21 protein-coding genes are annotated in these 26,017 nt (G+C 65.9%); 12 read left to right on the top strand and 9 right to left on the bottom strand.

Features of this window, described 5'->3' with window-relative positions:
* Positions 1–19: 19 nt before the first annotated feature.
* From ahpF to CH292_RS04875, 5 genes are all read right to left on the bottom strand, one after another.
* Positions 20–1,603, bottom strand: a complete 1,584-nt coding sequence (gene ahpF, locus CH292_RS04895; RefSeq protein ID WP_094654118.1) for an alkyl hydroperoxide reductase subunit F — start codon at positions 1,601–1,603, stop codon at positions 20–22.
* Positions 1,604–1,733: 130 nt separating this feature from the next.
* On the bottom strand, positions 1,734–2,297 hold the full coding sequence (gene ahpC, locus CH292_RS04890; RefSeq protein ID WP_019663746.1) for an alkyl hydroperoxide reductase subunit C: 564 nt from the start codon (positions 2,295–2,297) through the stop codon (positions 1,734–1,736).
* 181 nt (positions 2,298–2,478) lie between these two features.
* Positions 2,479–2,883 carry an SRPBCC family protein gene (locus CH292_RS04885; protein ID WP_019663745.1) on the bottom strand — a complete coding sequence of 135 codons (405 nt, stop codon included), beginning with the start codon at positions 2,881–2,883 and terminating at the stop codon, positions 2,479–2,481.
* 17 nt (positions 2,884–2,900) lie between these two features.
* Complete coding sequence (locus CH292_RS04880) at positions 2,901–6,383, bottom strand: bifunctional proline dehydrogenase/L-glutamate gamma-semialdehyde dehydrogenase (RefSeq protein WP_256977921.1); 3,483 nt, start codon at positions 6,381–6,383, stop codon at positions 2,901–2,903.
* Positions 6,384–6,416: 33 nt separating this feature from the next.
* The gene (locus CH292_RS04875) at positions 6,417–7,391 is read right to left on the bottom strand and encodes a LysR family transcriptional regulator (protein WP_094654116.1); all 975 of its coding nucleotides are present in this window, start codon (positions 7,389–7,391) and stop codon (positions 6,417–6,419) included.
* A 91-nt stretch (positions 7,392–7,482) separates the two neighbouring features.
* Between CH292_RS04875 and CH292_RS04870 the strand changes: the two genes are divergently transcribed.
* From CH292_RS04870 to CH292_RS04860, 3 genes are all read left to right on the top strand, one after another.
* Positions 7,483–8,385 carry a DMT family transporter gene (locus tag CH292_RS04870; RefSeq protein WP_230594266.1) on the top strand — a complete coding sequence of 301 codons (903 nt, stop codon included), beginning with the start codon at positions 7,483–7,485 and terminating at the stop codon, positions 8,383–8,385.
* Positions 8,386–8,529: 144 nt separating this feature from the next.
* Positions 8,530–9,207, top strand: a complete 678-nt coding sequence (locus CH292_RS04865; protein WP_249277109.1) for a DUF3159 domain-containing protein — start codon at positions 8,530–8,532, stop codon at positions 9,205–9,207.
* On the top strand, positions 9,204–10,757 hold the full coding sequence (locus CH292_RS04860) for an alpha/beta fold hydrolase (RefSeq protein WP_094654114.1): 1,554 nt from the start codon (positions 9,204–9,206) through the stop codon (positions 10,755–10,757). Before CH292_RS04865 ends, CH292_RS04860 begins: the two co-directional genes overlap by 4 nt.
* Here CH292_RS04860 and CH292_RS04855 read toward each other — a convergent pair.
* A complete protein-coding gene (locus tag CH292_RS04855) occupies positions 10,754–11,548 on the bottom strand; it encodes an alpha/beta fold hydrolase (RefSeq protein WP_094654113.1) in 795 nt (264 codons plus the stop codon). The two genes, CH292_RS04860 and CH292_RS04855, sit on opposite strands and share 4 nt — an antisense overlap.
* A 150-nt stretch (positions 11,549–11,698) precedes the next feature.
* On the opposite strand from CH292_RS04855, the gene CH292_RS04850 reads away from it, so the two are divergent.
* From CH292_RS04850 to CH292_RS04810, 9 genes are all read left to right on the top strand, one after another.
* Entirely contained in the window at positions 11,699–12,106 is a 408-nt protein-coding gene (locus CH292_RS04850; protein ID WP_094654112.1) for a YciI family protein, read from the top strand.
* Between the two features lie 40 nt (positions 12,107–12,146).
* The gene (locus tag CH292_RS04845; protein ID WP_179277907.1) at positions 12,147–13,298 is read left to right on the top strand and encodes an RNA polymerase sigma factor; all 1,152 of its coding nucleotides are present in this window, start codon (positions 12,147–12,149) and stop codon (positions 13,296–13,298) included.
* Between the two features lie 148 nt (positions 13,299–13,446).
* Positions 13,447–13,785: an L-rhamnose mutarotase gene (locus tag CH292_RS04840; RefSeq protein WP_019663736.1), complete on the top strand. Its 339-nt coding sequence runs from the start codon at positions 13,447–13,449 to the stop codon at positions 13,783–13,785.
* A 53-nt stretch (positions 13,786–13,838) separates the two neighbouring features.
* Entirely contained in the window at positions 13,839–15,185 is a 1,347-nt protein-coding gene (locus tag CH292_RS04835) for an MFS transporter (protein WP_019663735.1), read from the top strand.
* Positions 15,182–16,351 (top strand): L-rhamnose isomerase, encoded by a 1,170-nt coding sequence (gene rhaI, locus CH292_RS04830; RefSeq protein WP_094654110.1) that lies wholly within the window; start codon positions 15,182–15,184, stop codon positions 16,349–16,351. Before CH292_RS04835 ends, rhaI begins: the two co-directional genes overlap by 4 nt.
* A 3-nt stretch (positions 16,352–16,354) precedes the next feature.
* A complete protein-coding gene (locus CH292_RS04825) occupies positions 16,355–18,415 on the top strand; it encodes a bifunctional aldolase/short-chain dehydrogenase (protein ID WP_094654109.1) in 2,061 nt (686 codons plus the stop codon).
* Between the two features lie 7 nt (positions 18,416–18,422).
* The gene (locus CH292_RS04820) at positions 18,423–19,883 is read left to right on the top strand and encodes a rhamnulokinase family protein (protein ID WP_094654108.1); all 1,461 of its coding nucleotides are present in this window, start codon (positions 18,423–18,425) and stop codon (positions 19,881–19,883) included.
* Positions 19,884–19,920: 37 nt separating this feature from the next.
* A complete protein-coding gene (locus CH292_RS04815; protein ID WP_033189226.1) occupies positions 19,921–21,156 on the top strand; it encodes an alpha-hydroxy acid oxidase in 1,236 nt (411 codons plus the stop codon).
* A gap of 39 nt (positions 21,157–21,195) precedes the next feature.
* Complete coding sequence (locus CH292_RS04810; protein ID WP_179275357.1) at positions 21,196–22,182, top strand: LacI family DNA-binding transcriptional regulator; 987 nt, start codon at positions 21,196–21,198, stop codon at positions 22,180–22,182.
* Positions 22,183–22,231: 49 nt separating this feature from the next.
* On the opposite strand, the gene CH292_RS04805 is transcribed toward CH292_RS04810, so the two are convergent.
* From CH292_RS04805 to CH292_RS04795, 3 genes are all read right to left on the bottom strand, one after another.
* Positions 22,232–23,911, bottom strand: coding sequence for a Na+/H+ antiporter (locus CH292_RS04805; protein ID WP_094654107.1), 1,680 nt, complete (start codon positions 23,909–23,911; stop codon positions 22,232–22,234).
* An 18-nt stretch (positions 23,912–23,929) separates the two neighbouring features.
* Positions 23,930–24,577 carry a PadR family transcriptional regulator gene (locus CH292_RS04800; RefSeq protein WP_094654106.1) on the bottom strand — a complete coding sequence of 216 codons (648 nt, stop codon included), beginning with the start codon at positions 24,575–24,577 and terminating at the stop codon, positions 23,930–23,932.
* A 104-nt stretch (positions 24,578–24,681) separates the two neighbouring features.
* On the bottom strand, positions 24,682–25,968 hold the full coding sequence (locus tag CH292_RS04795; RefSeq protein WP_094654105.1) for a serine hydrolase: 1,287 nt from the start codon (positions 25,966–25,968) through the stop codon (positions 24,682–24,684).
* Positions 25,969–26,017: the final 49 nt, after the last annotated feature.

Here is a 26,017-nt window from a genome sequence, read left to right as displayed (position 1 = left end):
CCGAGCGTACCCGGGAGCGTCAGACCGAGACTGCTTCCTCGGCCGGGGTGCTGGTGCGGATCAAGTGATCGAACGCGCTGAGCGCTGCCGTCGCGCCCGATCCTGCCGCGACGATGATCTGCTTGAACGGCGCGGTGGTGCAATCACCTGCTGCGAAGACGCCCGGTACCGAGGTCCGTGCGTGATCGTCGACGATGATCTCCCCGCGCGGGGTGAGATCGACGGTGTCGGAGAGGAACTCGGTGTTGGGCAGCAGGCCGATCTGAACGAACACTCCGTCGAGGTCGACGGTGTGCGCGGTGTCGTTCGTTCGGTCGTTGTACGCCAGCCCGGTGACCTTGGAACCGTCGCCGATGACCTGGGTGCTCAGGGTGCTGACCAGGATGTCGACGTTGGGGAGGCTGCGGAGCTTGCGCTGCAGCACGTCGTCGGCGCGCAGGTGCGAGTCGAACTCCACGATGGTCACGTGCGCGACGATGCCGGCCAGGTCGATGGCTGCTTCGACACCGGAGTTGCCGCCACCGATGACGGCGACGCGCTTGCCCTTGAACAGCGGGCCGTCGCAGTGCGGGCAGTACGTGACGCCCTTGTTGCGGTACTCGCTCTCGCCGGGAACGTTCATCGAGCGCCACCGTGCGCCGGTGGACAGGATCACGCTACGGGAGAGAAGTCGTGCGCCGCTGGCGAGTTCGACCTCGACGAGTCCCTGCGGGGTGGCGGCGGGGGTCAACTTGGTGGCGTTCTGGACGTTCATGATGTCGACGTCGTACTGGCGAACGTGGTTCTCCAGCTCGGCGGCGAACTTCGGTCCTTCGGTGTACGCAACGGACGCGAAGTTCTCGATACCCATGGTGTCCAGCGTCTGACCACCGAAGCGCTCGGCGACGACGCCGGTGCGAATTCCCTTGCGCGCAGCGTAGAGTGCTGCGGTTGCACCCGCAGGGCCGCCTCCGACGACGAGCACGTCGAACGGGTCCTTCTCGGAAATCGCCGTCGCGGTGCGTTCCGCGGAACCGGTGTCGAGCTTGCCGACGATCTGTTCGAGGGTCATGCGGCCGGACCCGAAGGGCTCACCGTTGAGGAACACCGACGGAACGGCCATGATGCCGCGGTCGTCGACCTCGTCCTGGAACAGCGCACCGTCGATGGCGATGTGCTTGACGTTGGCGTTGAGCACCGACATCACGTTCAACGCCTGCACCACGTCCGGGCAGTTCTGGCAGGAGAGGGAGAAGTAGGTTTCGAAGTAGAAGTCGCCTTCGAGGTCGCGGACCTGGGCGAGCAGCGCGGCGTCTTCCTTGGAGGGGTGGCCACCGACCTGCAACAGCGCGAGCACGAGCGAGGTGAACTCGTGTCCGAGCGGGATACCGGCGAACTGAACCTCGATGTCGGTGCCGATCCGGCGGATGGCGAACGACGGCTTGCGTGGGTCGGTACCGGTGCGGGAGTGGGTGACCGAGTCCGACAGGCCGGCGATCTGGTCGAGGAGTTCGCCGAGCTCGACGGACTTGGGTGCGTCGCCAAGAGAGGACACGAGCTCGATCGGCTGCGTCACGTTCTCGAGCAGGGACTTCAGTTGATTGGCAAGTGCGGCGTCGAGCATGAGGTTTTCTCCTGAGATCGGAAGGGATGGTCGTGGATTCTCAGCTCGGGCCGAGTGATCCGAACGTGGGGGATGCACCGGCGGCACAGGGCATTACGCTCCTGTGCCGCCGCGCACCGATCCGAACGAATCAGATCTTGCCGACGAGCTCCAGCGACGGTGCGAGGGTGTCTTCGCCCTCTTCCCACTTCGCCGGGCAGACCTCACCCGGGTGGCTGCGCACGTACTGTGCGGCCTTGACCTTGCGGAGAAGCTCGGATGCGTTGCGGCCGATGCCTTCTGCGGTCACCTCGGTGAACTGCACGACGCCGTCCGGGTCGACCAGGAAGGTGCCGCGGTCGGCGAGGCCCTGGTTCTCGCGGAGAACCTCGAAGTCGGTGCTGATCTTCAGTGTCGGGTCACCGATCATCGTGTACTTGATCTTGCCGATCGTGTCGGACGACGCGTGCCACGCCTTGTGGGTGAAGTGGGTGTCGGTCGAGACCGAGAACACCTCGACGCCGAGACGCTGCAGCTCTTCGTAGTGATCGGCGAGGTCGCCGAGCTCGGTGGGGCAGACGAATGTGAAGTCGGCGGGGTAGAAGTAGAAGACCGCCCACTTGTCCTTGATGTCCTCGTCGGAAACGGTAACGAAGGCACCGTCTTTGAAGGCCTCAGCGGTGAACGGCTTGATCTTCTTGTTGATGAGCGACATGTACGGCCTCATTCGTATTCGGGTGCGTTGGTGTCGGTTGACGACCCTAATGATCTTGGATTGATCGGGCCAATCGATGATTGCTCAGATCTCGATAGCTCGAGCTTATCGATCCAGCGTGGGCTTTCTGGACTCGATCAAACCTAGGACCGGGCGTGACGGACTACACAACGTCCCGCGATCAGTGCGCGCGTTCCGCGGCCAATCGCTCGATCCGGGGGAGCGCAACGGCCATGATCGTCAGATACGCGGGCGCCCAGATCGGTACGCCGAAGCTCACCACGCAGCCCTCGCCGTCGGGGATCACCTCGTGTCGAGTCGCCGGAACACCCGCCACCCGCCACGCCCAGAGACGACCGTCCTCGAACTCGGTGATGCGAAACGGCAGAGGCACCCCGACCGGGGTGAACACCCGGCCTCGGGAACCCAGGGCAAGCGGACCGGGGCGGTCCAGTTCGGCGCCGGCCACCGTCGGACCCCACACCGGCCACGCCGTCAGGTCCACCAGAACCTCCCATGCCGCGGCAGGCGGAACGGACATGGGGAGTTCGACGACGGGCATCCCGCGACGAAGGTTCAGGCGCATGCGGTGTGAGTAGCCGTTCACGGCGAATCGAAACGGCCGCCGCCTGGCGTGATGTTCAGCAGAGCGTCCACCCGAGGCATCTCGCGGTAGGTACCGAACCGGTGGTGGGTGATGCTGAGGGCCTGCTCACGCAGGAACGGCAGCATCTCGACGCGACCCGCTTCGGTCACGGCGCCCGACCACACTGCGGCAGACGGCCCGGTGGGCACGTCGGTTCCGGACCCGACGACGCGGGTTCTGTCCGTCCCGCCGCGCGAAACCGGACGCGCCCAGTCTGTTTCGGTGTCGACCGTCAGGCCCTTGGTTGTCAGGAACCCGAGCACGCCCTCCCCGAGAGCGACGGACGCGTGCACGGACAGGCGAAGAGGGGAACGGGCTCGCAACCCGGCGGCGACGACGCGCAGAACCTCCACGGGGCGAGCGTCGGCCTCCGCTCGCACGGTCACCGGGGTAGGAAGGTAGCGCAGCACGTTCGCCTCCACCCCGAGATGCGATACGTCACGGGTGACGCCGAACTCCGTGTCCCACGCCACGAGATCGCTTGCCAGAGAGCGCCGTAGAAAGTCGAGGTCGTCGCCGACCGCTGCGGTCTCGCGCAGGAAGCTCTCCGCCCACGCGTCGACCACACAGTCGACGGTCGTGCCGGACGAGGGGAGGGGCGACCAGTCGGACAGGCCGACGAGGTAGTTCGGTCCGCCTGCCTTGCTCCCGGTGCCGACCGTCGATTTCTTCCACCCGCCGAAGGGCTGCCGTCGCACGACGGCTCCGGTGATTCCTCGGCCCACGTAGAGATTGCCTGCGGCGACGTCTTGAATCCACTGCGCCTGTTCCGCGTCGTCGAGGGAGTGAAGGCCAGCGGTGAGCCCGTAGTCGACGTCGTTCTGTACCTCGATCGCCTCGGCAAGGGTAGCGACGGTGATGATGCCGAGGATCGGACCGAAGTACTCGGTCCGGTGGAACTCGGAACCAAGAGAAACGCCGACGCGGATTCCCGGCGACCACAGCCGGCTCTCGTCGTCCAGTGCGCGGGGTTCGAGCAACCACGACTCACCGGGGTCGAGGTGGGTGAGACCCCGGAGAACCTTGCCGCTCGCGGGTTCGACGAGTGGACCGATTCGCGATTCCGGGTCCGTCGGGTACGCGACCTTCATGGACCGGACGGCGTCGACCAGCTGGCCCAGGAAACGGTCCGATGTGCCGACGGATCCGACCAGAATCGCCAGGGACGCTGCGGAGCACTTCTGGCCCGCGTGGCCGAAGGCAGACTTCGCGAGGTCCTTCACCGCCAGGTCGAGATCGGCAGAGGGTGTGACGACCATGGCGTTCTTACCGCTCGTCTCCGCGAACAGCCGAATGCCGGGGCGTAGCCGGTGGAACAGCTCCGCCGTCTCGTAGCCGCCGGTGAGGATCACCTGATCGACCCGCGGATCCGCGACGAGGGTGCCGGCGAGGGACGCCTCGTCGACGTGGACGAGGCGCAACACATCTCGCGGCACGCCCGCCCGCCACAGAGCGTCGACCATCACCGAACCGCAGCGTTTCGCCTGCGGCGCAGGCTTGATCACGACGGCAGAACCCGCGGCAAGCGCGGCCAGGGTCGATCCCGCCGGTATCGCCACCGGGAAGTTCCACGGTGGTGCGACGACGGTCAGGCGCCTCGGCCGATGGAGTGCGGCGTCCACGTGCGCAAGCTCCTCGGCGAGTTCGGCGTAATATCCGGCGAAGTCGATGGCCTCGCTGACCTCGGGGTCGCCCTCCTCCAGGGTCTTGCCGCACTCCGCGGCCATGACTTCGAGCAGGTCCGCACGTGCGCGAGACAGCTCGCGCGCCGCGGACCTCAGGATGCGTGCTCGCTCGGTCGACGGGAGCGAACCCCAGCCCACCCCTGCGTCGCACGTCTGCTGAATCAGCTCGTCGAGGCGGACGGGATCGTCGACGGTGTACTCGACGACGAGGTCTTCCCCGATGCCCGACGCCTCGGCGCGCTCGAGAATGCCGCGGCCCCACCCTCTGTTGGCGGCCGAGGAGGGATCCGTGTCGGGGGTGTTGGCGAAAGGTACTGCGACATCGGTGTAGTCGGTGCAGTCGGTGTAGTCGGGGCTGTCGGTGGTGCGGTTCTGGCTCCGTCGCGGCGCGGGGACGGAGTCGTCCAGGGCGGTCACGGAAGCACGGAATCGATTCTCCTGCATCGTGAACTGCGGGGTCGGTTGCCCGCTCTCGGTGGTCAGTTCGAACATCGAGGGCATGAAGTTCTCCGGCGATGCTCCTTCTTCCAGTCGGCGGACGAGGTAGGCGATCGCGACGTCGAACTCGTCGGCGCCGACAACGGGGGTGTAGAGAAGCATCCCTCCGGTGTCCTCGGCGATCACCTGCGCCGTCGCCGACGCCATGCCCAGCAGCATCTCGAATTCGTATCCGGACTCGATGCCGCGCTGTTCGGCGAGACACCGTGCCCAGGCGAGGTCGAAGAGGTTGTGCCCGGCAACGCCGATGTGCACGTTGCGGATTCGATCGGGTTCGAGCGCGTGGTCGAGGATGCGCTTGTAGTTGGTGTCGGTGTCCTGTTTGGACGACCACGTGGCCAGGGGCCATCCGTGCAGAGCGGATTCGACTCGCTCGAGCGGAAGATTCGCGCCCTTGACGACGCGGACTTTGACCGCTGCACCTCCGCGTGCAGTACGCCGGGCGGCCCAGTCCTGCAACCGCATCATCGCGGACAACGAGTCAGGAAGGTACGCCTGCAACACGATTCCCGCCTCGAGCGACAGAAGTTCAGGTCGGTCCAGCAGGGTCGTGAACACCGCGATCGTCAGATCGAGATCGTGGTATTCCTCCATGTCCAGGTTGATGAACTTGGGTGTGCCGGACTGCGCGGCCGCCGAGTACAGCGGTGCGAGCTCGTCGACGGTGTGTGCGACGGCCTCCTCGAACGCCCAGGGCGAGTGCGGCGCAACGACCGCCGACACCTTGACGGACACGTAGTCGACATCCGATCGCGCCAGTAACGCCGTGGTTCCGTCGAGACGTGCCCGAGCCCCGGCCGACCCCATCACGGCCTCGCCGAGCAGATTGATGCCCGGACGCATTCCGTTCCGGCGGATGCGAGCGAGACCGCGAGAGAGTGCGCGCGGCGAGGCGTCGAGCACGAGGTGGCCGACCATCGCTCGCAACGCCTTCTTCGCGATGGGCACGACCAATGCCGGTGCGACCCTCGCGGCCACGTTGCCGAGACGAAGGGCGACACGCAGATGCACGCCCAGGAACTGCGGCAGATCACCGTCCGTCAGATGCGCCCAGTTCCTGGCGGCGACCCGCACGTCCTCCGGCCGTACGACGCCGTCGATGAACCCCACGGCGAATTCCAGACCACGCTCGTCGCGCAGCAGGCCCGCGAGACGCACGGCGGCACGATCGGCGGGACGGTCGGCGGAGAGAGTCACCCAACGCCGTGCCAGGGCAACCGCGTCGTCCGCCAGCTCTTCGCGCGTCCTCGGTGCCATGGTCCACACTCCTCCGGGATTGACGGGCTTCGACTAGGGGGCAAGGCTTGTTTCGGGTGTCACCAGTCCATTCTGTATGCGAAGTCCGTCGGCGGTGTTCCACTCGGAGGTTCGAGCTGCCGCCGTCGACGCGAGCGCTGCTCGGAACGCCCGGATCGCGGGGTGCCCGCCGCGTCCGGCACGAACTGCGGTGTAGATGGTGCGGTCCGGACGCCCCGGCAGTGCGCGGAGATCGAGTCCGTCGGACTGGTTCGCGGCGATCAGTGCGGGAATGAACGCCGCGGCGTGGCCGGTGCGCACCAGATGGGCGTGCATCAGGGGGTCCGGGCTGACGAAGCGGACTCGGGGCTCGAATCCTGCGGCACGGCACACCGACCGGGCCCACGTTCCTGTCGCACTGTCCGGCGGGTCCATCGCCCAGGGCACGTCGAACAGGCCTGCCAGGTCGGTACGCGCGGACGGCAACCACGCGGCCTCGGACGGGACGGCGAGCAGCAGTGGGTCGACGGCGAGATCCGCCCGGTCGATGTTGGCTCGGACCGGCTCGGGCATACCGGGGTATTCCTCACCGAGAATCAGGTCGAAGGAGTGCGACAACAGGCCGTCGTAGGCAGCGACGACCTGAAGTTGGTCGAACTCGACGGTCAACGACGGTTCCTCGGCAGCCAGCAGGTCCAGCACTGCAGGCACGATCGCGAACACGACCGTCTGAAACGACGCGACCCGCAGTGTTCCCTGAACTGCGGACTGAGCCGACGCGAGATCCGCCTCGGCTTCCTCCAGTTGGCGAAGGACGATCTCGGCGTGAGCGGCGAGTCCGATGGCGGCGTCGGTCAGTGTCACCCCTCGCCCCACCGGTTCCAGCAGCCGAACGCCGGACTCCTTCTCGAGCAGCGACAGCTGCTGCGACACCGCCGACGGCGTGTAGGACATCACACGGGCTACCTCGGCGAGCGTGCCGCGCCGCTGCAATTCGAGGAGGATCCGCAGGCGAGGGACGTTGAGCATCGGGTTCCCGTCATAGGTAAGCAATAATGACCGTTATTCTACAAAATGATTCGCTGGACTTACGTGAGTTACGCGAGAAGCATTCACTGTCATGACGGCAACCTCCCGGACACCCGGCACGGGATCAGCAGTAGCGATGATGGTCGGGTCGTGTCTGTCCCTGCAGTTCGGCGCGGCTCTTGCCGTTCAGATATTTCCTGTCGCCGGGTCGTGGGCCGTCACTGCAGCCCGGTTGGCCATCGCAGCCGCTCTGCTGCTCCTGCTGGTGCGTCCACGGGTACGCGGATGGTCGAGGGAGCAGTGGAAGAGCATGGCTGCGCTGGGATTCGCATTGGCCGCCATGAACGGATGCTTCTATGCCGCGATCGATCGAATCCCCCTCGGCGTGGCCGTATCGATCGAGTTTCTCGGTCCACTCGTTCTGGCCGCCGTCCTGTCACGTCGGCGCGCCGACGTCGGGTGGGCGTGCCTCGCGCTGGTCGGAATGGTGCTGTTGGGCGTCGAATCCGCGGTTCACGCAACAAGTCTCGATCCTGTCGGCATCATGTTCGCGCTGTTCGCCGCGTCGTTCTGGGTCCTCTACATCCTGACCAATGCACGGGTAGCGGCAACGGTTCCCGGCACAGGAGGCCTGGCTGCGGCAATGGTGATCGCCGCGGTCTGCGTCCTTCCCGTCGGGATGATGCAAGGGCTCACCGCCTTCGCGGACCCCGAAACCCTGGCCCTCGCAACGGTGGTGGCGCTGTTGTCGTCGGTCGTTCCGTACACCCTCGAACTTGCTGCGCTGCGAATCGTTCCGCGCAACGTCTTCGGCGTCCTACTGGCCCTGGAACCGATCTTCGCGACACTGGCGGGATGGCTGCTGCTGCACCAAGCCGCAGGGGCGATCCGGCTGACTGCCATCGGACTGGTCATCGCCGCGACGGTGGGAACCGTCCTGACGGCCGAGCGCGTCGCGTCGGTACCCGCCCGGCCCGAGGTCGAAGCCGTCTGAGCCGGCGCCTGCCTGACATCTGTCATGCCCGACCCGTGACGAAGTAGCGCGGTTTCGATTCCCGTCTGCACTGTTGTGGAGCGTGCGTGTCGACGACTCTGGGAACAGACGACAGAGCGACGACTTCGACACGAGGAGGAGACGATGACGACTCCGGACCCCACACCGATTCGAGACGAGAAGAAAGCCGACGCCACCCAACTCCTGCTGGACAACCTCGGCGGCGTGAGCGGAATGATCTACACGGCGGTCCCTGTGGTCGCCTTCGTGACCGCCAACGCGGTGGCCTCGCTTCCGATTGCCATCGGAATCGCCGTCGCCATCGCCGTCGTGCTGACAGCGCTGAGAATGGTGCGCGGTGAACCGATCGTCCAGGCGAGCGGCGGACTGATCGGCGTCGTGACGGCCGGTGCCGTTGCCGCGTGGACGGGCTCGGCCGGCGGGTACTTCCTGATCGGAATCTGGACCAGCCTGGTCATGGGTGCGCTGATGGTGGCATCCCTGCTCGCGCGTCGACCACTGACCGGACTCCTGTGGAACGCGCTGCACGGCAACAAGTACCCGTGGCGATCGGATAGCTCCACTCTGCGTGCGCACGACATCGCGACCGGCGCCTTCGCGCTGCTGTTCGGTGCCCGCTACATCGTGCAGGATCAGCTCTACGACACCGACGCCACCGGATGGTTGGCCTTCGCGAAGATCTCCATGGGCACCCCGCTGTTCGCCCTCGCGATCCTGGTCACCGTCTGGGCTTTCCGACGCTCCACGAAGCGTCTCGTGAACGACACCTTTCCGAACACACAGGGAGTGAGCCACCCGTGAACTATCGTTACCGACCGCGCCGGAGCGTAAGCGTCCTGGCCGCAACAGTTCTCGTCCTCGGGGCATGCAGCCAGGCCGAGCCGGAGCCGAACACGACTGCAGATCTGGATCGCTTCTACGATCAGGCGGTGACGTTCGAGCCGTGCGAGGGGTACGGCACGACGTCGACCGACGAGGCAGCGTTCGTCAGCGATCCGACGTTTCGGTGCGCGCGCGTGGACGTCCCGCTCGACTACGACGATCCCGACGGACGGACGGCGCAGATCGCGTTGCTGAAAGTCCCCGCGAAAGGCGAGCCCATCGGGTCGTTGCTGCTCAACTCGGGCGGCCCCGGAGGCCCTGGCATGAGCATGGCCGCAGCCGCGGCGACAACGCTGGCGGACAGTCCGTTGACCGAGAAGTTCGACATCGTCGGATTCGATCCGCGCGGCGTCGCGGCGTCGACGCCGGCCATCGACTGCTTCACCGACGCCGAGAACGAAGCAGGCGAGGCGTACACGACAGTTCTGACGGGAGCGAGGTCGCTGTCGGAAGACGGGGCACGCGAGCTGGTTCGGCAATGTGCCGAGCGGTCCGGCGGCGAGGACGTTCTGGCGAACGTCGGAACTCGTGACGCAGCCCGGGACATGGATGTGCTGCGCGAAGTGCTGGGCGACGACCGGCTCAGTTACCTCGGGCAGAGTTACGGCACTCGCCTGGGCGCGGTCTACGGAGAGATGTTCCCGCAGAACGTTCGAGCCATGGTGCTCGACGGTGCCATCGATCCACTGCAGAGCACAGCGGACCGTCGGATCGATCAGTTCACGGCGTTCCAGGAGGCATTCGACGCCATGGCTGCGGACTGCGCCACCGAGCCCGACTGCCCTCTCGGGCAGGATCCGGCGAGGTCCGTCGAGAATTTCCAGGACATCGTCCGCCCGCTGATCGACGATCCGATCGTGACCCCGGACGGCAGGAAGATGGACTTCGACGCCGCCTACGGGGCCGTGATCGCCGGGCTGTACGACTCGACCGTCTGGCCGGTCATCACCAAGGGCATCGCGGAACTACAGGTGGGGCAGGCGGAGACGTTGCTGAAGATCAGTGACGTGTTCGGTGGGCGTGACGTCGACGGCGCCTACCCGAATTTCGCCGAGGCGCTGTACGCGATCAACTGCAACGACGAGCAGCGCAACACTGCCGAACAGGAGGTCGAGCTCAAGGAGCGAATTCAGGGCATCGCGCCGTTCACCGACTCCGGTCTGGGGCCGGAAGGCGCACGCGACCCGTGTGAATCCTGGCCCGTCGAACCCACTCTGGGATTCCCGTACGCAACCGATATCGACGGTCTGCCCGACACGTTGACCATCTCCATCACCGGCGACCCGTCCACGCCCTACGCGGGTGGTGTCAGCCTTGCCGAGACGCTGGGTGGGTCACTGCTCTCCGTCGACGGAGACCAGCACACCGTCGCGTTCTCCGGAGCGAACGACTGCGTCGACACGGTCGTGGCCGAGTACCTCGTGGACCTGAGATCCCCACCGGAGGGCGCCCGCTGCGCTCTCGACTAGGCCGTGCGAGTTTCGCTTCCCGCCAACAGGATCGACGCGATGAGCTCTGGATTGTCACTCATCGGGACGTGGCCGACGCCCGGCACGGTGATGAACGTGGCGTGCGGCAGGTTCCGCTTCGCGACTGCACGCTCGTAGATCGGCAGGGTGAGGTCGCGTCGGCCCCAGGCGATGGTGATGGGAACCTGCGGCTCGGCCGCGACGGGAAGTTCGAACACTGCGTCCAATCCTTCGTCGACGAAGGTGTTGGAGACCAGGGACGCGGTGTCCACCACGGCGTCGGCGTACGGCACACGGCTGGGGTGGGCGAAGAACGCATAGATGGCCGGGTAGCGCACGGCTTTGTAGGAGAGCAGGCGAGGCGCATGCTCGCCCATTCCGCGGGCCAGGGTCCTCAGAACGCGGAACGTGCCGATCGCCCGGCGTCGATCGAGGTCGTTCACGAAGAACCCGGCGGGAGACAGCGCGGTCGCCGACGCCACCCGCCCGCGGCACGCCATGGCGATCGCCAGCCAGCCCCCCAGCGAGTTACCACCGATGTGAGGCTTCGCGTCCGGAGTCTCGAAGTCTCCGAGCAGATCGTCGAGGGCATCGACGACGTAGCCGAGCGGATCGCTTACGTTCGCCTCGAGTGCGGGGGACTCGCCGTGACCGAGCAGGTCGACGGTGACCACCCGGCGATAGGGCGTGAGTAGATCGAGGATCGGATCCCACGCCTGCCTCCGGTGAACCACTCCGTGAACGAGGACGAGAGTGGGCCCGCTACCGGCGACGTCGTACCGCATCTTCATGGGAGCACATAGTAGCTGTGAATAGAGGTAACACCTACTCTTTTGCCGAATCGGAGAAATATCTTCGGGGACGATGTCGAAAACGCTCACCCGGTTCCGTCCCAGGGTTGGATGCAGCCGAAGGGGCTGCACAGAGACTAGGAGATCATCATGGCCAAGTACCTGTTTCTCAAGCATTACCGCGGCGCTCCCGAGGCAGTCAACGACGTCCCCATGAACGAATGGACGCAGGACGAGGTGCAGGCCCACCTGAAGTACATGGACGACTTCGCTGCCAAGCTGCAGCAGACCGGCGAGTTCGTCGACAGTCAGGCGCTGAAGCAGGCCGGTGCGTGGGTCCGGTACGACGGCCAGGGAAAGCCGCCGGTCACCGACGGCCCGTTCGCCGAGACGAAGGATCTCATCGCCGGATGGATGGTCATCGACGTCGACTCCTACGACCGCGCGCTGGAGCTCGCGGCCGAACTGTCCGCCGCACCCGGTGCAGGCGGTGAGCCGATTCACGAGTGGCTCGAAGTCCGCCCGCTGATGAGCACGCCCACCACCATCGAAGACTGATATGCACCTCGGGTCCGGCACGTCTGCGGATCGGCCCGGGATGGACGACGTCTTGGTCCGGCAGTTGACTCCCGCTGTGATCGGCGTCCTCACTCGTCGCGGACTCGATTTCACGACAGCCGAGGACGCTGTGCAGGAAGCGTTGATCCAGGCCACGACGTCCTGGCCGACGAGGATGCCGTCGGACCCCAAGGGGTGGCTCGTCACCGTCGCCTGGCGGAAGTTTCTCGACGGGCATCGAGCCGACGAAGCCCGTCGAACACGGGAGCTGCGGACCTGGGCCGAGCCGCCACCGGGGGACACCCAGAACGTCGACGACACCCTGCAGCTGCTCTTCCTGTGCGCTCATCCGTCGTTGACGCCGTCGGCGGCGGTCGCGTTGACGTTGCGCGCGGTCGGTGGCCTGACCACCGAGCAGATCGCCGACGCATACCTCGTCCCGGAGAAGACGATGGGTCAGCGCATCAGCCGCGCGAAGAAAACCGTCGGGCACGTGCGATTCACGGAGAACGGAGATCTGTCGACGGTTCGCCGGGTGCTCTACCTGATCTTCAACGAGGGGTACACCGGCGACGTCGACCTCGCGGCCGAGGCGATCCGACTGACCCGGCAGTTGGCCACGTCGACCTCCGACGAGGAGACGTCGGGACTACTCGCGCTGATGTTGCTGCATCATGCCCGCCGGAGTGCCAGGACACGGCCCGACGGCAGCGTCGTCCCCCTGGCCGAGCAGGACCGATCGCAGTGGGACACCACGCTGATCGGCGAAGGCGTCGACATCCTGCAGGCCGCGTTGGGACGCGACCGACTGGGCGAGTTCCAAGTGCACGCGGCGATCGCCGCACTGCACGCCGACGCCAGAAGCGTCGACGAGACCGACTGGGTGCAGATCGTGAGCTGGTACGACGAACTTCTCGCCATCACCGCGAGCCCCGTCGTGCAGCTCAATCGGGCGATCGCCGTGGGGGAGGCCGACGGCGCGGCCTCGGGTCTCGCGGCGCTCGGCGCAGTGGATCCGAGCGTGCCCCGCTTCGCCGCTGCTTCGGCGTACCTCCACGAAAAGGCGGGTGACCTGGTCTCTGCCGCGCGGCTGTACGACGAGGCAGCGCAAGCAGCGTCGAACCTCGCCGAGCGGCATCACCTGTCGGTGCAGGCAGCGCGTCTGAGCAAGGTGCTGCGCGAGTCCGAGTGACGAGCCCGGCTCCGGAAGACCAAGGGGTTGACGCGGCGCACTGGAGAGCCCTAATGTGATCCAAGCCATCGATTGAAACGTTTCAATCCCGTCGAATCTGCAACAGTCGATGGTGGCCCCCACACTCTGATCGTCGAGAAGGTCCTCCATGGCATCGGTTCTGTCCGACACGAAGAAGCTGTGCTTCCTGTTGAAACTGCGCCCCGAGCGGGTGCAGGACTACCTGGCCGCGCACGAGACCGTCTGGCCGGAGATGCTCGATGCTCTGCGCGAGACGGGGTGGAAGAACTACTCGCTGTTCCTTCGACCCGAGGACGGTCTCGTCGTCGGCTACGTCGAGTCGGACGACCCCGCGGCGATGACCACGGCCATGAGCGCGACCGACGTCGACGCACGCTGGCAGGCCACCATGGCCCAGTACTTCGAACCCGCGGCCCGCCCCGACGCGCCTCTCGAGTTTCTGCACCACTACTTCCATCTCCCCTGATCACCCTCACACCGACCCCCCTCACACCGACCCCCTCACTACATGGAGCCCTCATGAAGATCGGCGCCAAGTCCACCACCGGGTGGCGAGCGACCATATCGGTCGCGATGAGCAACTACATCGAAGCCGGATCGATCATCGCCATCGCCACGTCGTTGACGTTGTGGCAGAACGAGTTCGGCATCAGCAACCTCGCCGTCGGGCTGCTGGCCGCGTTCAGCGCCAATGCATTCGGTGCGGCGATCGGCGCCGGCATCGGCGGTCCGCTGTGCGACAGGTTCGGCCGCAAAGCGATCTACACCTACGACCTGATGGTCTACATGGTCGGTGTGCTGATCGCAGCGTTCGCGATGAACTTCGCTATGTTGCTGACTGCGTTCGTGATCACCGGCATCGCCGTCGGAGCAGGTGTACCCGCATCGTGGACGTACATTGCCGAACAGGCGCCGTCGCGTGAGCGGGCACGACACGTCGGAACCGCGCAATTGGCGTGGTCGGTCGGGCCGTTCGTCGGATTCGCACTCGCTGCGTTGCTCGCGCCCCTGGATCTACTCGGCTCTCGCATCATCTTCCTGCACCTCTTCGTCGTGGCCGCGGTGGTGTGGTGGATTCGCCAGGGCTTGCCCGAGTCGGTGATCTGGAAGAACGAAACGGGCGACACCGCAGGGGCGGCTGCACGCGAGAAGACCTTCGGCGCAGCCGGATTGAAGGGCCTGTTCACCAAGAAAGTGAACATCACCGCGCTGCTGGTCCTCATCGGGATCTACGGCTTCTGGAACACCGTCGCGGGACAGGCAGGCATCTTCATGCCGCGTGTGTACGAGAGCGCAGGCGTCGAGAGCGCCGTCGAACAGAACCTCCTGCAGGTTCTGGTGTGGGGCTGCACCGTGCTCGCCACGTACTTCGGCTTCATGAAGTTCGCCGATCGCGTGTCCCAGAAGCTGCTCTACTCCATCGGGGCTCTGCTCGGCATCGCGGCCTGGGCAATCCTGGTGTTCTTCACCGACAACGGACTCCCGACGCTGCTGATCTTCGCCATCACCTGGGGTATCTCCAGCGGCATCGGTGCCCAGGCGTTCTACAGCCTCTGGGCGAGCGAGCTGTTCGCGACGCCGTACCGCGCCAGCGCCCAGGGCTTCATGTTCTTCGTCGTCCGCACCGCCACCGGCCTGCTGAGTTACTTCTTCCCGACCCTGCTCGCCGCCACCGGACTCACCACCGTCGGCCTGCTGCTCATCGGCCTGCTCACCGTCGCCCTCGCGATCGGTGCGATCTTCGCACCGAACACGCGTGGAAAGTCCCTGCCGGAGATCGAGACCGAGCGATACGGTGCGGTCGTGTCCCCTGAACTCCCCGACTCCCGAGACGGAGTCACCCAGACCCGAGAGCCTGCACTGTGACCACACATACCGTCAGTCCCGACGCGATCCTCGACGCCCTCGCCATCGAACTCCCGTCGTGGGCGTTCGGAAACTCCGGAACCCGCTTCAAGGTGTTCGGCACCCCCGGCACACCCCGCACGATCGAGGAGAAGATCGCCGACGCAGCCACCGTGCATCGGCTCACCGGATTGGCTCCCGTTGTCGCGCTTCACATCCCGTGGGACAACGTCGACAGCTTCACAACACTGAAGTCCTACGCCGCCGATCTCGGTGTTCGTCTGGGAACGGTGAACTCCAATACCTTCCAGGACGACGACTACAAGTTCGGCAGTCTCACGCACACCGACAAGGCCGTGCGACAGAAGGCGATCGATCACCATCTGCGGTGCCTCGAGGTCATGACCGAGATCGGCTCGCAGGATCTGAAGGTCTGGCTGGCCGACGGCACCAACTACCCGGGTCAGGGCGATATTCGCGGTCGGCAGGACCGTCTCGCGGAATCGCTGGCCGCGATCTACCAGCACGTCGGCGAGGGCCAGCGGTTGGTGCTCGAGTACAAGTTCTTCGAGCCTGCCGTCTACGTGACGGACGTGCCGGACTGGGGCACGTCCTACGCGCACACCGTCGCGCTCGGTGAGCGCGCGGCAGTGTGCCTCGACACGGGGCACCACGCGCCGGGAACGAACATCGAGTTCATCGTCGCGCAGCTTCTGCGCCTCGGCAAACTCGGTTCCTTCGACTTCAATTCACGCTTCTACGCCGACGACGACCTGATCGTCGGCGCGGCGGATCCGTTCCAGCTGTTCAGGATTCTGTTCGAGGTCATCCGCGGCGGAGGGCTCGCACCCGAATCGGACCTCGCGCTCATGCTGGACCAGTGTCACAACGTCGAGGCGAAGATCCCCGGGCAGATCCGCTCGGTCCTCAACGTCCAGGAGATGACGCTGCGCGCGGCTCTCGTGGACACCGAGGCACTCACCACGGCGCAGGAAGCCGGAGACGTACTGGGCGCCAACGGCATCTTCATGGATGCCTTCTACACCGACGTGCGTCCGCGGCTCGCCGAGTGGCGAGAGAGCCGCGGTCTACCGGCCGACCCGATGCGAGCCTTCGCGGAATCGGGTTATCAGCAGCAGATCGAAGCCGACCGCGTCGGCGGCACCCAGACCTCCTGGGGTGCATGAGCAATGACGACACAGCAGGAAGCGAACACGATGAACGAGACTGTCGCAGCATTGTTGGCACGATCGAACCGTCTCGGGTCCGACCCGAGCAACACCAACTACGCCGGCGGTAACACCTCCGCCAAGGGAACCGACACCGACCCGGTGACCGGTGCCGATGTCGAACTCATGTGGGTGAAGGGATCCGGCGGCGATCTCGGAACGCTGACCGAGTCCGGCCTGGCCGTCCTGCGGCTCGATCGGCTGCGCGCACTGGTCGATGTGTACCCGGGACTGGACCGCGAGGACGAGATGGTCGCGTCGTTCGACTACACCCTGCACGGACGCGGGGGAGCGGCGCCGTCGATCGACACGGCGATGCACGGACTCGTCGACGCAGCACACGTCGACCACCTGCATCCGGACTCCGGCATCGCGATCGCGACCGCCGCGGACGGTCCCGAACTGACCCGAAAGATATTCGGCGACACGGTGGTGTGGGTTCCGTGGCGACGACCCGGATTCCAGCTCGGACTCGACATCTCCGCGATCAAAGCCGAGAACCCGCAGGCGATCGGCTGCATTCTCGGCGGACACGGCATCACCGCATGGGGTGAGACGTCCGAGGAGTCGGAGGCGAACTCGCTCGAGATCATCCGCGCTGCCCAGGCCTACCTTGCCGAACACGGCCGAGCAGAACCGTTCGGCGCCGCGCTCGACGGCTACTCGGCCCTGCCGGAGGCCGAGCGACGCGCCAAGGCAGCAGCCCTGGCCCCGTACATCCGAGGGATGGCATCCACCGACGAACCCAAGGTCGGGCACTTCACCGACTCCGACGTGGTCCTGGACTACCTGGCCGCCGCCGAGCATCCGCGTCTGGCCGCGCTCGGCACCAGCTGCCCCGACCACTTCCTGCGGACCAAGGTGAAGCCCCTCGTTCTGGACCTGCCTGCGGACGCATCGATCGAGCAGTCCGTCGAACGCCTGCAGACACTGCACGAGGCGTACCGCAAGGACTACCAGGCCTACTACGAGCGCTTCGCGACCGCGGACTCACCTGCGATGCGCGGCGCCGATCCGGCCATCGTGTTGATCCCCGGCGTCGGCATGTTCAGTTACGGCGCCACCAAGCAGACCGCCCGGGTGGCAGGCGAGTTCTACGTCAACGCGATCAACGTGATGCGGGGCGCCGAATCGGTGTCCACCTACAGCCCCATCGACGAGTCGGAGAAGTTCGACATCGAGTACTGGGCGCTGGAAGAAGCCAAGCTCGCTCGGATGCCGAAACCCAAACCGCTCGCGACGCGCATCGCCCTGGTCACCGGCGCGGCGTCGGGCATCGGCAAGGCGATCGCCACACGATTGGCCGCGGAGGGCGCGTGCGTCGTCATCGCCGACCTCGACGCGCAGAAAGCATCCGACGTCGCCGCCGAGATCGGCTCGACGGACGTGGCGATCGGAGTTCGGGCCGACGTCACCGACGAAGCTGCGGTGCAGGCAGCCGTCGACGCGACGGTGCTCGCGTTCGGCGGTATCGACCTGGTGGTCAACAACGCAGGCCTCTCGCTGTCGAAGCCTCTGCTGGAGACGACCGTCGCGGACTGGGATCTGCAGCACGACGTGATGGCTCGCGGATCGTTCCTCGTCTCGCGCGCTGCGGCGGCCGCGCTGATCGCCCAGAAGATGGGCGGCGACATCCTGTACATCTCGTCGAAGAACTCGGTGTTCGCCGGACCGAACAACATCGCCTACTCGGCGACGAAAGCCGATCAGGCACATCAGGTTCGGTTGCTCGCCGCCGAACTCGGCGAACACGGTGTCAAGGTCAACGGCATCAACCCCGACGGGGTGGTGCAGGGATCGGGCATATTCGCCGCCGGCTGGGGAGCGTCCCGCGCTGCGGTCTACGGCGTCGACGAGGCCGACCTCGGCAAGTTCTACGCGCAGCGCACGCTGCTCAAGCGAGAGGTGTTGCCGGAGAACATCGCCAATGCCGCGTTCGCACTGTGCACGTCGGACTTCTCGCACACGACCGGACTGCACGTGCCCGTCGACGCGGGTGTCGCCGCCGCCTTCCTGAGATGAGACGGGCATGAGTACAGCTCAGGTCGCGGCCGTCGACCTCGGTGCGACGAGCGGTCGCGTCGTGGTCGGCACCGTCGGCAGCGATACCGCAGGCAGGGACGTGCTGCGTCTCGACGTCGTCACCCGGTTTCCCAACGAACCCTGCCGGCTCTGGAACGGGTCGCGGGCAGCGCTGCACACCGACGTGCCCGGATTGTTCGGGCACGTTCGGCGTGGTCTCGCCGACGCCGCTCGCGACGCGGACAACCTGGTGAGCGTCGGAGTCGACTCGTGGGCCGTCGATTACGGCCTCATGCGCGGAGGTCGCCTGGTCGGGTTGCCGCACCACTACCGGGACGAACGATCCCAGCGGGGCGTCGAGCTCGTGGAATCCGTCGTCGACCGCGCGGAGTTGTTCGCCCGCAACGGTTTGCAGTTCCTCCCGTTCACCACCGTGTACCAGCTTGCGGTGGACCGGACCGACGGTCTGCTCGAACCAGCGGACCGCGTGCTACTGGTGCCGGATCTCGTGTCGTACTGGCTCACCGGCCGCGAGGTCGCCGAGCGCACCAACGCGTCGACGACGGGCATTTTCGGTACCGACGGCGTGCTCGACGATGTCCTGCTGGATCTCCTGGGAATCGACAGGTCGCTGTTTCCCGATGTCGTCGACCCGGGCGAGGTTCTCGGGCCCATCCTGCCCGGTGTGGTGGACGGTGATCCGTCGGTGTCGGTCACTGCTGTCGGTTCCCACGACACCGCCTCCGCCGTTGCCGCGGTACCGATGGATCCTGATTCGGCGGTCTACATCTCCTGCGGCACCTGGGGTCTCGTCGGCGCCGAGACCTCCTCGCCGGTGGTGAATTCCCGAGTGCGCGACGCGGGGTTCACCAACGAAGCCGGAGTGGACGGCCGCAACCGGTTGTTGCACAACGTGATGGGTCTGTGGCTGCTGTCGGAATCGGTGCGCGAATGGAGCCGAGCCGACGGCGCGGCGGTGGACCTGCCGGAGATGTTGGCGGCAGCGGCACACTGCCCGGCTCCCACGCATGTCTTCGACGCCGAAGATCCGATGTTCCTTCCTCGCGGCGACATGCCGACACGAATCGCGGCCTGGTACTCCGATCGTGGCCTTGCGGTTCCGTCGTCACGGGTGGAGATGGTTCGGGCGATCGTCGAATCCCTGGCCGTCGCCTTCAGCGCGGCGGTGTACGACGCCGCGGAACTCGCAGGCATCGACGTCCGGCGGATCCACGTCGTCGGCGGCGGAGCACAGAATTCGTTGCTGTGCCGGATTCTCGCCGACAGGTCCGGACTCGACGTACTGGCCGGGCCCGTCGAAGCGACCGCGTTGGGTAACGTGCTGGTACAGGCACGGACCCACGGGTTGATCTCCGGAGATCTGACACGGCTGCGGCACACGGTCGCAACCACCTTCCCTCCCGTTCGTCACGAACCTGCGTCCTCCCGCCGGGCGGCATCCCTATGACACACAGCTCTATGACACACACGACAAAGGATTGACCATGGTCAAGAGGCAAATCCCCAAGGTGCGCGATCTCGCGCCCCTGATGCAGTTCAAGAAGCCGGAGTTGAACGGCAAGAAGCGCAGGCTCGACGCCGCCCTGACCATCGAGGATCTTCGCCGGATCGCCAAGCGTCGAACCCCGACGGCGGCGTTCGACTACACCGACGGCTCGGCGGAGGCCGAACTGTCGATCAGCCGGGCGCGTCAGGCGTTCCAGGACATCGAGTTCTCGCCGTCCATCCTGCGCGACGTGTCCAAGGTGTCGACGGGATGGGACGTGCTCGGCGCACCGGTGGCGCAGCCCTTCGGTATCGCCCCGACGGGCTTCACCCGCATGATGCAGACCGAGGGGGAGATCGCCGGTGCGCATGCGGCAGCTCGCGCGGGCATCCCGTTCTCGTTGTCCACGATGGGAACGACCTCGATCGAGGACGTCCGCGACGCCAACCCGCACGGTCGCAACTGGTTTCAGCTGTACATGTGGAAGGACCGCGAGCGGTCGATGAGCCTCGTCGACCGTGCCGCGAAGGCGGGGTACGACACCCTTCTGGTCACCGTCGACGTTCCCGTGGCGGGAGCGAGGCTGCGAGACAAGCGCAACGGCATGACGATTCCGCCTGCACTGACACCGGGAACCGTGTTGAACGCGCTGCCGCGTCCACAGTGGTGGATCGACTTCCTCACCACCGAACCGCTGTCGTTCGCGTCGATCGACCGTTGGTCCGGCACCGTGGCGGAACTGCTCGACACGATGTTCGACCCGACGGTCACCTTCGAGGACCTGGCGTGGATCAAGGAGCAGTGGCCGGGCAAGCTCGTCGTCAAGGGAATCCAGACGCTCGACGACGCCAAGGCCGTCACCGCACTGGGCGTCGACGGTCTCGTTCTGTCCAACCACGGCGGACGACAACTCGACCGTGCTCCGATTCCGTTCCACCTTCTGCCCGAGGTGGCCCGCGAGGTCGGCAAGGACACCGAGGTCATGATCGACACCGGCATCATGTCCGGCGCCGACATCGTGGCGTCGATCGCCCTCGGAGCCCGATTCACGCTCGTCGGCCGCGCCTACCTGTACGGGCTCATGGCGGGCGGCGAAGCCGGGGTCAACCGTGCCGTGGACATTCTGTCCGAGCAGGTCGAACGCACCATGCGTCTCTTGGGTGTCACCGCGTTGGAGGAACTGGGCCCTGGCCACGTCACTCAGCTCGAGCGGTTGGTCCCGCGCCCACGGTGACCGTGGTCGGCTGGTAAGACTGCAGTCGTGGCGAAGAGCATGAAGCAGGTTGCTGCGGCGGCGGGTGTGTCCGTCGGCACGGTGTCCAACGTGCTCAATGCACCCGACAAGGTTGCGCCCGCGACGGTGAAACGTGTCATGTCCGCGATCGACCGACTCGGATTCGTCCGCAACGACGCTGCCCGGCAGCTGCGTGCCGGCCGGTCTCGATGCGTCGGGCTGGTGGTGCTCGACATCGGCAACCCGTTCTTCACCGAGATCGCACGAGGCGTCGAGTCCAGTGCCACCGACCGAGGGCTCACCGTTCTGCTGGGGTCCACGGACGACGATCCGGAACGTGAGCGTCTCTACCTGGACACGTTCGACGAGCAACGTGTCCACGGCCTGCTGGTGTCTCCGGTCGGGGAGGATCTCGAGCGACTCGAACTCCTCCAGTCCCGAGGCACCCCGGTGGTACTGGTCGACCGCGACGGAACGGGTACGTCGTTCTCGTCCGTCGCGGTGGACGACATCGCCGGAGGCGAACTCGCCGTCCGTCATCTGTGTGAGCAGGGCCGGCGCAGAATCGCCTACGTCGGTGGGCCCACCTCGCTGAGGCAGGTCGCTGATCGACTGCGAGGCGCACGCACGGCCGCGGAGGCGGCGGGCGCCGTCATCGAGGTCGTGCCGACCCGCGAGCCCAGTGTCCTGGCAGGCCGAGCGGCTGCGGCCTCGATCGCCGAGCGCGCCCCGAAAGATCGACCGGACGCCATATTCTGCGCCAACGACCTGCTCGCACTGGGGGTTCTGCAGAGCCTGGTGATGCTGGGCAACTCGGTCGTCCCCGACGACATCGCCGTGATCGGCTACGACGACATCGATTTCGCAGCGTCGGCCGTCGTATCGCTGTCCTCGATCAGGCAGCCCAGCCGCGACATCGGCAGTGCTGCGGTGGATCTGCTGGAGGAATCGGCACAGGACCACCGCGCCGAACCACGCCACGTGCAGTTCCAGCCGACGCTCACCATCCGCGATTCCACGCACTGAGGAAACTGCACTGAGGAAACTGCACTGAGGAAACTGCGCTGAGGAAAACCTAGCCCGGTTGGTCCGTCTCGTCCGGGTGCTGTTTGAAGGAATGCTCCTCGTGGTCGAGTTCGTGCTCGAGGCTCCGCATTCCGGCGTCGGGGAGGCGTCCGCAGTCACGCCAGCGCACCAGTTCCTCGCGTTGGGCGTCGATGAGGCGACGGCGGACCGTTGTCGCGGCCTGCTGCTCGGGGGAGATGACGGGTGCGTCGTCGTCGGTCTCGTCGAGATGATCGAGCCTGCGGTTGTACCGGTCGATGCGCTCCTCGAGCTCGCGGCGCATGAGCGCGCGGCCGTCGTCGTCGATCTCCTCCTCGTCGGCGATGTGATCGAGTTGCTGTAAGGCCGCTTTCGTCACGCCCACGCGCGCTTCGTTGCGCAACCTCGATTCGGCGGCGGGGTCGGCCCGCACGTTCAGCAGTCGCACGAGAGGGGCGAACGTCGTGCCCTGTGCCACCACGGTCACCAGGACGACCACGAAAGCACAGAACAGCAACAGATTTCGGATCTCGAACGGCTCACCCGATTCCGTCGTCAGCGGTAGCGAGAACACTGCGGCGACGGTGATCACTCCGCGAGTTCCCGCCCAGCTCATCACCACAACCTCCCGTCCCGACAGCCGCGAAGACCGAGAGGAAGACCGGTTGGCCATGCGTGCCGCTGCCTCGGTGCCGAGCAGCCACAGGGGACGGACGAGCAGCACGCCGGCGAGCGTGACCGCGACGGCGCCGACGACGGTGGTGAGCGGGTAGGCCGCAAGCCCCTCGATCACCGTCGGCAATTGTTCGCCGATCAGCAGGAACACGAAACCCTCGAGCAGCAGATCGATCAATCTCCACATTGCGCCCGTCTGCAATCTGCTCGCTCCGGACACGGCGTGGCGAGTGTCGTGGCCGATGAAGAGAGCAGCGACGACGACAGCGAGCACTCCCGACGCGTGCACTTCCTCCGCGGCGACGTAGGCGACGAACGGTGTGGCCAGGGATACGACATTGAGCAGAAGCGCATCGCCGAGGAACTTCTGCACGAACCTGATGACGAGCGCGATCGCGCACCCGACGATGACTCCGCCGACCGCGGCCAGCACGAAGAGTCCGCCCGCGTGCGTGAAGGTCATGTCCTGCGCCGCGATCGCCGTGGCCGCGACGGTCAGCATCGTCAGCGCGGTCGCGTCGTTGAGCAGTCCCTCGCCTTCGATCAGCGTGATCAACTTCGGCGGTATGCCGGCTCGCCTGCCGACCGCGAGTGCAGCCACGGGATCGGGCGGTGCGACGGCAGCTCCCAGGGCCATTCCCGCGGCGAGGGTCGCCCCGGGTATCAGCAGCGCCAATCCGACGCCGACGATGGAGGCCGTCACCACGACCAACGCGACGGACAGACTCAGGATCGTCCACACGTTGCGACGGATCGCGACCAGCGACGAGTTCAACGCTGCACTGTAGAGCAGCGGCGGAATCACCAGCGTCAGCACGAGTTCCGGGTCCAACACGATGTCCGGTAGCGACGACGTCGACACCGCAAGACCTGCCACGGTGAGCAACGCTGCGGCAGGGATCGACGACTTCTCGGACACGACCTGCGCCAGGACGATCAGCGCCGTCGCGGCCAACACGAGTCCGAGGATGCTCAGCACGTAGTTGCGCCGCTGGGTGAGTTCACGAGCATGGATTCCACCCCGGCGTGCTCTCAAACCTGCAGGCCGGAGTGTTCAGTCCGGCGGCGTTCGATCCTGCTCCAGAGATTCCTCGAGAATGGCGCGGCTGCGTTCGCGGTGAGTGGTGGCCGGAGACGTCGTGTCCGACCACGTGTCGGTTTCGGTCAGAGCCCACTCCGCCCAGTCGGAGATGTGGGTGAAGTGGCCGATCATGAAGCGGTTGGCCAGCGTCATCAGGTGTTGGCGTTCGGGGAACGTCGAGTTGTCGACGTCGTGCAGACGCTCGGCGTGGGCCAGGAACAGTGCACGGGTCTGCTGGGCTTGATCGCGCATCGTGGTGATGTTGTTGCGCAGGTCGGTGAGCGAGCCCTGTTCGGCGAACAGCACCCGAATCATGCCTTCGAACTCCATGGCCGACGGCCTGGACGCCGTCGCGAGCCATGATGCGAGGGCGTCGCGGCCTGCGTCGGTGATCGAGTAGACGGTGCGGCTGCGGCCGGTGCCCACCGGATCCGTCGATGCCGAGACGAGGCCCCGTTCGAGCAGCTTCTTCGGCGCGTTGTACAGCTGGCGGTCGGCCCGGGGCCACAGTTCGGCGACTCCACGGCCGAACTGCACCGAGATGTCGTAAGCCGTCCAATCCCGCGTGGCGAGCAATCCGAGGATGACGTACGAGGTTGTGTTCAGATCGCCCTGCGCCACCGATGGTCCTTCCTGCCGAAAGACCGATCGCCGATCGGCGCCGACGTCCCGATCCTAACTATCGGCCCGAGCTGTCACGTGCCTGCCTGTCATGTGCCGGCCTGTCACTCGCCGGCATCGTCGCTGTGCTCCTCGACGGCGTTCGAGGCTTCGGCGGACGGCGCCGCGTACACGAACGGGAACAGTTCTCGGGCGACCTTGGCGGCGGGTGCGCTGCCGTCGACCGCCGGGGCGAGGTTGGCCCAGACTACGAACGTGACGTCGTTCTCCGGGTCGTATCCCATGAAGGAGTTGTATCCCGGCATCTCGCCGATGTGCCCGTACAGCGGACCCATCTGTGCGATTCCGTAGCCGTACGCCGCGTTTCCCGTGTCGTCGCTCGGGGTGATGCTGTCCATCCGCAGCTGCTGGGTGTCGGCGTCGAGCAGTTCGCCCACGGCGAGAGCCTTCACCCACGTGGCCATCTCGTTCGCCGTCGAAATTCCTTGTCCGGCCGACCACGTCCACGACGGGTTGTCGTTCGTCGTCGTTCTCGGCGTGACGGAGCCTGCGTCGATGGCGGCGATACGTTCGGGCGACAGCGATTCCTTTCCTTCGCCGAGGGTTTCGAGGTTTCCGCTGTAGGAGTATCCGGCGGTGTACGGCGCGGGAATGGAGGTGTCGGTGTTCGCCGGGAACGAGGTGTCCGTCAACTCGAGCGCGGAGAACAGTCGATCCTGGTAGATCTGCGCGATCGGCTTTCCGTCCAACTGCTCCGCGATCAGCCCGAGCAGCACGGTGTTGGTGTTGGAGTAGTTGTATTCGGTACCCGGCGCGGACGTCGGCGGGTTGGAGAGCCCGAGTGCAACCAGTTCCTCTGGTTGCCACACTTTTTCGGGATCCTCGTCGAGCGCTCGGTTGAGCTCGACGGTCTGGGTGTAGCTGTAGAGACCGCTGCGCATGTCGAGGAGTTGTCCGATGGTGATGTTCTCACCGTTGGGAACATCGGGGCGATACTGGCTCACCGGATCGTCGACGGAGATCTTGCCTTCCTGAACCATCTGCAGGATGACGGTGCCCGTCCACGTCTTGGTGTTGGACCCGACGCGCACCTTGGTGTCGAGCGTAGGTGGCGTCGCGGTACCAGCATCCGTGCTGCCCCAGGTGTTCACGTACTCGCCGTTCGGAGTCCGGATCAACACCACCATGCCGATCTCGCGGTATTCCTTCGCCATCTCGTCCACTACCGCGTCCATCGCCGCAGTGTCGAACGGCACGAGGGCCGAGGACGAATCAGCACTCTCGGACACAGCACTCTCGGACACAGCACTGTCGTTGCCCGACGAACATGCCGCGACGAGCAGTCCTGCAGTGAACAGAATGGTCAATAGTTTGCCTGAAGTGCGGTGCATCGTCTGGGGTCCGTTCGTGTCGTGGAGGTCTACAAGTCGGTTGCCGTGT

Source organism: Rhodococcus sp. 14-2470-1a (assembly GCF_002259425.1).
Taxonomy (GTDB): domain Bacteria; phylum Actinomycetota; class Actinomycetes; order Mycobacteriales; family Mycobacteriaceae; genus Rhodococcoides; species Rhodococcoides fascians_E.
The sequence above is the reverse complement of the archived record's forward strand: the minus strand, read 5'-3'. Positions and strand labels throughout refer to the sequence as shown.

Coding starts and splice junctions, on each gene's coding strand:
- CH292_RS04870 (WP_230594266.1), top strand. CDS start 7,483: ATGACGGCAACCTCCCGGACACCCGGCACGGGATCAGCAGTAGCGATG.
- ahpC (WP_019663746.1), bottom strand. CDS start 2,297: ATGTCGCTCATCAACAAGAAGATCAAGCCGTTCACCGCTGAGGCCTTC.
- CH292_RS04880 (WP_256977921.1), bottom strand. CDS start 6,383: ATGGCACCGAGGACGCGCGAAGAGCTGGCGGACGACGCGGTTGCCCTG.
- CH292_RS04835 (WP_019663735.1), top strand. CDS start 13,839: ATGAAGATCGGCGCCAAGTCCACCACCGGGTGGCGAGCGACCATATCG.
- ahpF (WP_094654118.1), bottom strand. CDS start 1,603: ATGCTCGACGCCGCACTTGCCAATCAACTGAAGTCCCTGCTCGAGAAC.
- CH292_RS04815 (WP_033189226.1), top strand. CDS start 19,921: ATGGTCAAGAGGCAAATCCCCAAGGTGCGCGATCTCGCGCCCCTGATG.
- CH292_RS04820 (WP_094654108.1), top strand. CDS start 18,423: ATGAGTACAGCTCAGGTCGCGGCCGTCGACCTCGGTGCGACGAGCGGT.
- CH292_RS04865 (WP_249277109.1), top strand. CDS start 8,530: ATGACGACTCCGGACCCCACACCGATTCGAGACGAGAAGAAAGCCGAC.
- CH292_RS04795 (WP_094654105.1), bottom strand. CDS start 25,968: ATGCACCGCACTTCAGGCAAACTATTGACCATTCTGTTCACTGCAGGA.
- CH292_RS04885 (WP_019663745.1), bottom strand. CDS start 2,883: ATGCGCCTGAACCTTCGTCGCGGGATGCCCGTCGTCGAACTCCCCATG.
- CH292_RS04875 (WP_094654116.1), bottom strand. CDS start 7,391: ATGCTCAACGTCCCTCGCCTGCGGATCCTCCTCGAATTGCAGCGGCGC.
- CH292_RS04825 (WP_094654109.1), top strand. CDS start 16,355: ATGACGACACAGCAGGAAGCGAACACGATGAACGAGACTGTCGCAGCA.
- CH292_RS04855 (WP_094654113.1), bottom strand. CDS start 11,548: ATGAAGATGCGGTACGACGTCGCCGGTAGCGGGCCCACTCTCGTCCTC.
- CH292_RS04845 (WP_179277907.1), top strand. CDS start 12,147: ATGGACGACGTCTTGGTCCGGCAGTTGACTCCCGCTGTGATCGGCGTC.
- CH292_RS04840 (WP_019663736.1), top strand. CDS start 13,447: ATGGCATCGGTTCTGTCCGACACGAAGAAGCTGTGCTTCCTGTTGAAA.
- CH292_RS04850 (WP_094654112.1), top strand. CDS start 11,699: ATGGCCAAGTACCTGTTTCTCAAGCATTACCGCGGCGCTCCCGAGGCA.
- CH292_RS04810 (WP_179275357.1), top strand. CDS start 21,196: ATGAAGCAGGTTGCTGCGGCGGCGGGTGTGTCCGTCGGCACGGTGTCC.